This window comes from Syntrophorhabdus sp., assembly GCA_012719415.1.
Taxonomy (GTDB): domain Bacteria; phylum Desulfobacterota; class Syntrophorhabdia; order Syntrophorhabdales; family Syntrophorhabdaceae; genus Delta-02.
On the sequence record JAAYAK010000302.1, the window covers coordinates 1 to 6,907 of the forward strand.

The window sequence follows — 6,907 nt, forward strand, 5'->3', positions numbered from 1 at the left end:
GCCTGCGGGATTGTTCGGAAAGGCAGGGGAGAGGTAGCGCTATGGCAAAGCTCAATTCCGGATCCAATTTTAAGAAAACATTTTTAGTCCACGCGATCATCCTTGCGGCGCTCGCTGTCCTGCCGTTGTTTCTGAACGGCTACCATCAGAAGCTGGCAGTCGAGGCCATCATATTGTCTGTTTTCGCGATGAGCCTGGACCTCGTCATGGGATACGCCGGTATAGCCACCTTCGGGCACGCGGCGTTCTTCGGGATAGGGGGCTACGCCATGGGCGTCATGCTGAAGTTCCTCTTTCCCTCAATGTGGCTGGGTCTCATCCTGGCGGGGTTCTGCACGGCCATCCTGGCCTTCTTCATCGGCTTCGTGTCGATCCGTGCCAAGGGGATATACTTTGCCATCCTGACCCTCGCCTTCGCGGAGGTTGTGTACAGGATCATCTTCCATTCCTACAACACTCCCCTCGGCGGGTCGGACGGACTTGTTGGCGTTCCGACACCGATGTTGCATCTGGGCTTCGTTGATATTGACCTGAGGAATACGGTGAACTTCTACTGGGTGGCTGTGGCCTTTGCGTATCTCTCCTATCTGGTGTGCAGATTGATCGTCGGTTCCCCGTTCGGCAGTATTTTGTCGGGGATAAGGGAAAACGAGAACCGTGTGCCTTTTCTGGGTTTCAATGTGAAATGGACCAAGGTGACGACCTTTGTTCTCGCCGGTATCTTCGCCGGGTTCAGCGGAGCGATGTTCACGGCCTTCAAGACCTACGCGGACACGGAGCAGCTCAACTTCCTGCTTTCCGGGAAGGTCATCGTCATGGCTCTCATCGGTGGCATAGGCACGCTGATCGGGCCGATGGTGGGAGCAGTGGTGATCACGATCTTCGAATCCATCATCTCCACGTATTTTCGCGCCCATCATCTTATCATAGGGGCGCTCTTTGTCATCGTCGTCATATTCATGCCGAAAGGGCTTTTCGGGTTGTTCGCGAGAAAAGACAGAAATAATAATGGGAGTTGATAATGTTCTTTGAGGTCAAGGAGCTGTGCAGGTCTTTCGGAGCGCTTCAGGCGGTTAACAATGTCTCATTCACGCTGGACGAGGGTACCACTCTTTCCATCATCGGGCCGAACGGGGCCGGAAAGACGACCCTGTTCAACGTGATCACCGGCGTGTTCCCACCCGACAAAGGCGAGGTGATGTTCAAGGGCACGCGTGTGACGGGGATGCCCCCCGACAAGTTGTGTCACAGGGGTATTGCGAGATCGTTCCAGATAACGAACATCTTCCAGGGACTTTCAGTTTTCGAGAATATTCGCCTGGCGTGCCAGGGAAGGAAGGCGACGAAGCGCATGTTCTCCCATGTATCGAAGCTGAAGGAGCCCATGGAAGAGGCCGAGAAGATACTCGATCTGCTCGGACTTCTCGACCTTCGCGACTGGAGAGCGGGGACGCTGTCTCACGGGGACCAGAGATATCTCGAGATCGGGATGACCCTCGCGGCGAAACCGTCGCTCGTACTCTTCGATGAACCGACCGCGGGCATGACGCCCATGGAGACGAAGGCCACGATCGAGCTTATCCGGAAGCTGAAAGGGATGGTTACGATAATCATCATCGAGCACGATATCAACATGGTCTTCGCGGTCTCCGACAGGATCCTCGTTATGGACCAGGGAAACGTCCTGGCGGATGGTCCTCCCGAGGAAGTCAAGGCGAACGAGGCCGTTAAGGCCGCGTATTTCGGGGAGGAGATATAATGCTCGAGGTCAAGGATCTGAACACGTTCTACGGGAAAAGCCATATACTCCAGGGTGTCAACCTCGACGTCGGGGAAGGCGAGATCGTATGCCTTCTGGGACGGAACGGGGTCGGAAAGAGTACCACGTTGAAGTCGATCATGGGACTCGTCACCCCCAGCCGGGGCACCGTGACCTTCGAGGGGAAACAGATACAGAAGATGAGACCCGACGTCATCGCGCGGATGAGGATCAGCTACATCCCCGAGGACAGAAGGATCTTCTCCCGCCTTTCGGTGAAGGAAAACCTCCTGATAGGCACCAGCAACGCTCCCGACATGACAAAGGCCCGGAAGGAGGAGATGCTGGAGAAGGCGTACCTGTATTTCCCCATCCTGAAAGAGAAGGAATCCCAGGGCGGAGGGTACCTTTCCGGGGGCCAGCAGCAGATGCTCGCCATCGCGAGGGGCCTCATGTGCGACCCAAAGCTGGTGCTCCTCGACGAGCCCTTCGAAGGACTTGCGCCGGTCATCATATGGGAGCTCATAGACATTATCAAGAAGCTGTGCGAGACAGAGAAAATGACCCTTTTGCTGGTTGAACAGAAGGCCGCCCTGGCGCTGAAGATGTCCGACAGGGGATATGTCCTGGAAAAGGGGCTCGTGAAGTGTGAAGGGACATGTCAGTTCCTGTCCGAGAGTGAAGAGGTGCGGGAGAGATGCGGGCTCTAGAACGCTGCCCCGCCATGCCTTGTAAGAGGCTTTCCCGGCCGTCATACGAATGGTGTTGATGGAGAACGGCAATGCAGGGACGAGAGAACAGATGTTGCGATTTGACGGCGAGGCCGGGGTTACGAGGTGTGTTAACCTCCTTTGTCGGCAGGTTATCTGGCCGTTCCTGCAATCTCGTCGTCCGCCATACCCGATCTGCCCGTGAGTCAGGGCGCATCGTTTTGTCATCTTTTTTATCAGCCGTGTCCCGTTCAGGGATGCTGCAGGATTGTCCAGAAAGATCCGGCGTACGCCGGGCTGTCTGCTTAACAGAGCTTTCCCGGGGGGATGGGTTCGAGGTGAGCAGGAAATACCATGTCTATCGGACGAATCGGATGCACTGATGAGACCTGAGATCACACTAATTAAAGGAGTGGTAGAGCCATGAAAGAAGAGACTGGGAAGACTATCGACTACGGCAAATATGAAGGGCAAACCTTTGGGCAGATACTTGACGGCCTTGCGCGGGATGTTCCGGACAAGGAAATGATCTCCTTCAACGGTGAGAGAATAACATACGGGCAGTTCTACCAGCGGGTGATGCAGATAGCGATGGCCCTCAAGAAGCTGGGGATCAAGAAAGGAGATCGGGTCGCGGCCCTCTTTCCCAATTGCCCCGATTTTTTCGTGGTACAGCAGGCCGTTCTCTATACGGGCGCTGTCTTTGTCCTCCTGTCCACCCGTTACCGTGAGTACGAGTTGAGCTACATGCTCAAGCATTCGGGGGCACGGGTCCTCTTCACCATCGACGAGTACCTGAAAACGAGCTTCACGGACATAATCGACAAGGTACGTCCCGAATTGCCGAGCCTGGAGTTCTGCTTCGTCATGGGTTCCAAGGTCCCGTCGTGGGGCCGCCCGTTTGAGGAAGCCCTTAACCTTGGCAAGGACCTCGATGAGAAGCTGCTCAGGGAAGACCTGCCCGGGTATGACGATACGGCCTCGATACTCTACACATCGGGCAGCACGGGTCTTCCGAAGGGTGTCAAAATGACCCATCGGGCCTTTGTCTTCGGCGCCCTCCAGGTCGCCCGCCGTCTCAGGATAACGCCCGATGACGTGACGCTGATGGTCGTGCCCTGTTCCCATACCCTCTGCGCCTTCATCCAGTTCCCGAACGCCCTGATGGGCCGGTGCCGGATCGTGATGATGGAGACCTTCGATGCGGCCCAGGCTCTCGAAATGTACAACAAGGAGAAGATATCCCTCATCTACGGTGTTCCTACGATGTTCGTCCTCATGCTGGAACACCCCAACTTCGCGAAGACTGATTTTTCGAGCAGCCGCGCGGGCTACACCGGCGGGGCCATCATCCCTGAGGAACTCATGTCCGGCGTGCGGAACAGGATGAACTGCAAGCTTGTCTCCGTCTATGGCTTAAGCGAGTGCGGGGCCTGCTCCATGAACGACGTCGAAGACGATGAGTCCCTCAAGATCGGGACCGTCGGCCGTCCGCTGGACGGTGTGGACATTGTCATCACCAACGAGAAGCAGGACAAGGTACCTGACGGCGAGGTGGGCGAGGTCTGCCTCAAGGGCCCGATCCTCTTCACCGAGTATTATCAGCAGCCCGAGCTGACGAAGGCCGCGTACGACAAGAACGGCTACTTCTGCACGGGAGACCTGGGGAAATATCTTGAGAATGGCATGCTCGCCATCGTGGGACGCAAGAAAGAGATGATCATCAGGGGAGGGTTCAACGTGTACCCCGCGGAGCTCGAAGAGCAGATAGGGCTCATCGACGGCGTGCAGTCCGTTGCCGTTGTGGGTTTGCCGGACAAGGTGATGGGCGAGAAGATAGTCGCCTGCATAATCCCCGCTGCCGGGAGCAGCATAACGGACAAGGACATCATCGCGTACTGCAAGGCACGCTTCGCGAACTACAAGGTTCCGAACGTGGTCATCATAATGGACGAGTTCCCCGTCACGGCCCTCGGCAAGGTCCAGAAATTCAAGCTGGTAGAGGCTCTTCAGGCGAAAGGTATATAGGGAACGACGATAGGTGACGCATGAAGGCAAAGTACGAAGACCTGAAGTTTGACCTGAAGAACGGGCTGGGCATTCTGACGCTTAACGTCCCGCGGAAGCTGAATGCCTGCGGGAAGCGCACGAGATCGGAGCTCCATTCATTCTGGAGCGCCATGCAGTCCGAGGACAGGTGCAGGGTGATAATCATGACCGGCGCTGGGACCTCCTTTTGCGCCGGCCAGGATGTCGATGAGATGGACGACCCGGTCCACCCTTTTTACAAATGGACGGTTGACGAGATATACGCCTTTCAGCATGAGATGTCCGACGTGATCCTGCTCATGAGGAGGGCACCCCAGCCCATAATCGCGGCCGTGCGCGGCTACGCCGCGGGCGGGGGTTTCAGCATGGCGGTGGCGGCGGACTTAAGGGTCGCGGACCCGACGGCCAAGTTCGTGGCGTCATATATCAATATCGGGCTTTCCGCAGCGGACATGGGGAGCAGTTACCACTTCCCGAGGCAGGTGACCCTGGCCCGCGCCCTTGAATATCTGTACACGGGAGACGCCATCGACGCGAAGAGGGCCTTGGAAATAGGCCTTGTCAACTACGTGGTCCCGACGGCGAAGCTGATGGGAAAGGCCAGGGAGATCGCTGACAAGATGCTCGCCAAGTCGCCTCTGGGACTCAAGTTCACCAAGGAGGTGGCGAACCAGAACATCGGGGCCGCGAGCCTTGAGTCAGCGCTCTACATGGAGGACCGCAACCAGGTCCTGTGCCTTGCGGCGGCGCCCATACGGAACCCGCTGAAGGGAAAGAAGAAGAAATGACCGAAAGGAGAAAGCCATGAGTGCACCGAAGAAGCTGTTTGAACCTATCAAGGTAGGCAATGTGGAGCTGAAGAACCGCGTGATGATGCTTGGGGTCACCACGGGTTTTCTCGACAATTATTACGTTACCGACAAATACGCCAATTTCATGGGGGCGAGGGCGAGGGGAGGGACAGGCCTCGTGGTCATCGGTTCGGCCTACCCCTTCGACCTGAGCGGCGTTACCCCCCGTTACATCAACATTGCCTCGGGCGTCGGGATATGGACTGACGACCAGATACCGGGCCTGAGCAAGGTGGCGAAGAACATACATGACAACGGCGGAAAGGCGGCGTGCCAGTTGGTCATCTGTTCCGAGTGGAGAGCGAACAAGGACAACCCGCTGGAAGGCGTCGGGCCCTCGGCAGGCGCGGGCGGTCCCAGCGTGAAGGAAGTCAGGGAATTGACCGTTGACGAGATCCGGCTCATAGTCGACCAGTACGGCGAAGGAGCGCGCAGGGCCAGGGAAGCTGGTTTCGACCTCGTAGAGTTCCACGCCGGCATAGGCTACTTCATCAACAGGTTCCTGTCGCCGTATTCGAACAAGAGGACGGACGAATATGGTGGAACCCCGGAGAAGAGGATGCGTTTCTTCCTCGAGGTCATCGAGGCCTGCAAGGCCAAGGCGGGAGCGGATTTCACCCTTGCCGCCAGGATCTCCGGGGATGAGCTGCTGGAAGGCGGCAACAAGATAGAGGATGTCCAGAAGATGATCCCCGTCCTGGAGAAGGCCGGCCTTGCCTACTTCAATGTCCAGGCCGGTTGGCATGAGAGCCCCATCCCGCTCGTTCAGCAGTGGGTTCCGGAAGGAGCCTTCGTCTACCTGGGCGAGGCCATCAAGAAGGTGGCAACGGTCCCCGTCGCGGTGGGCTACAGGCTGAAAGACCCGGTCATGGCGGAAGAGATCGTGGCCGCGGGCAAGGTCGATATGATCGCCATGGCACGGCAGCTCATCGCCGATGCCGACTGGGCCAACAAGGCCAAGGCGGGCAGACTGGACGACATCAGGAAGTGCATCACCTGCTGCCGCTGCATGGACGACAACTTTGTCGGTGTGCCCATCACCTGCAGCGTGAACACGAACCTCGAGGGCCTTCCCGAGGCACCGGTCGAGAAACCGAAGAAGGTCATGGTCGTGGGCGGCGGCCCCGCCGGGCTCGAGGCCGCGAGAGTGGCGACACTGCGTGGTCACAAGGTTACGGTCTTCGAGAAAGGAAAGAGGCTTGGCGGCCTGACAACACTCGCGTCGGTCCTCAACTCCGAGATGGAGCCCTTTCACGACTGGCTGCTGAAGCAGGTAAAGGATCTCAATATCGAGGTGAAGCTCGGGAGCGAAGTGAAGGCCGACACCGTCGACGCCTTCAAGCCTGACGTGGTCATCGTTGCCGCGGGCGGCAACCCGATGGACCTCAATGTTCCCGGCATAGACAGTGATAACGTGATATCGAGTCATGACATAGAGGCCTTTGTAAGCGGCCAGAGCACGAAGAAGGGCCTCATGTGGACACTGGCCGCGAAGGTCGGGAAAGACGTGGCAGGCAGCCCCGCTCTCATGCGCAAGA

Annotated in this window: 6 protein-coding genes; all 6 read left to right on the plus strand. The window is 57.6% G+C overall.

The annotated features are described in order from the left end of the window. The first annotated feature begins 41 nt into the window (after positions 1-41). Positions 42-1,019 (plus strand): branched-chain amino acid ABC transporter permease, encoded by a 978-nt coding sequence (locus tag GXX82_16990; protein ID NLT24742.1) that lies wholly within the window; start codon positions 42-44, stop codon positions 1,017-1,019. Between the two features lie 2 nt (positions 1,020-1,021). Next, the gene (locus tag GXX82_16995) at positions 1,022-1,759 is read left to right on the plus strand and encodes an ABC transporter ATP-binding protein (protein NLT24743.1); all 738 of its coding nucleotides are present in this window, start codon (positions 1,022-1,024) and stop codon (positions 1,757-1,759) included. Then, positions 1,759-2,469 (plus strand): ABC transporter ATP-binding protein, encoded by a 711-nt coding sequence (locus GXX82_17000; protein ID NLT24744.1) that lies wholly within the window; start codon positions 1,759-1,761, stop codon positions 2,467-2,469. The genes GXX82_16995 and GXX82_17000 overlap by 1 nt, the downstream gene beginning before the upstream one ends. Before the next feature lie 423 nt (positions 2,470-2,892). After that, complete coding sequence (locus tag GXX82_17005; GenBank protein ID NLT24745.1) at positions 2,893-4,497, plus strand: acyl--CoA ligase; 1,605 nt, start codon at positions 2,893-2,895, stop codon at positions 4,495-4,497. A 20-nt stretch (positions 4,498-4,517) separates the two neighbouring features. Then, positions 4,518-5,306: an enoyl-CoA hydratase/isomerase family protein gene (locus GXX82_17010; protein ID NLT24746.1), complete on the plus strand. Its 789-nt coding sequence runs from the start codon at positions 4,518-4,520 to the stop codon at positions 5,304-5,306. Positions 5,307-5,322: 16 nt separating this feature from the next. Continuing rightward, positions 5,323-6,907, plus strand: a 1,585-nt coding sequence (locus tag GXX82_17015) for an FAD-dependent oxidoreductase (protein NLT24747.1), incomplete at its 3' end; no start/stop codon positions are given.

Coding starts and splice junctions, on each gene's coding strand:
- GXX82_17005 (NLT24745.1), top strand. CDS start 2,893: ATGAAAGAAGAGACTGGGAAGACTATCGACTACGGCAAATATGAAGGG.
- GXX82_16990 (NLT24742.1), top strand. CDS start 42: ATGGCAAAGCTCAATTCCGGATCCAATTTTAAGAAAACATTTTTAGTC.
- GXX82_17000 (NLT24744.1), top strand. CDS start 1,759: ATGCTCGAGGTCAAGGATCTGAACACGTTCTACGGGAAAAGCCATATA.
- GXX82_17010 (NLT24746.1), top strand. CDS start 4,518: ATGAAGGCAAAGTACGAAGACCTGAAGTTTGACCTGAAGAACGGGCTG.
- GXX82_16995 (NLT24743.1), top strand. CDS start 1,022: ATGTTCTTTGAGGTCAAGGAGCTGTGCAGGTCTTTCGGAGCGCTTCAG.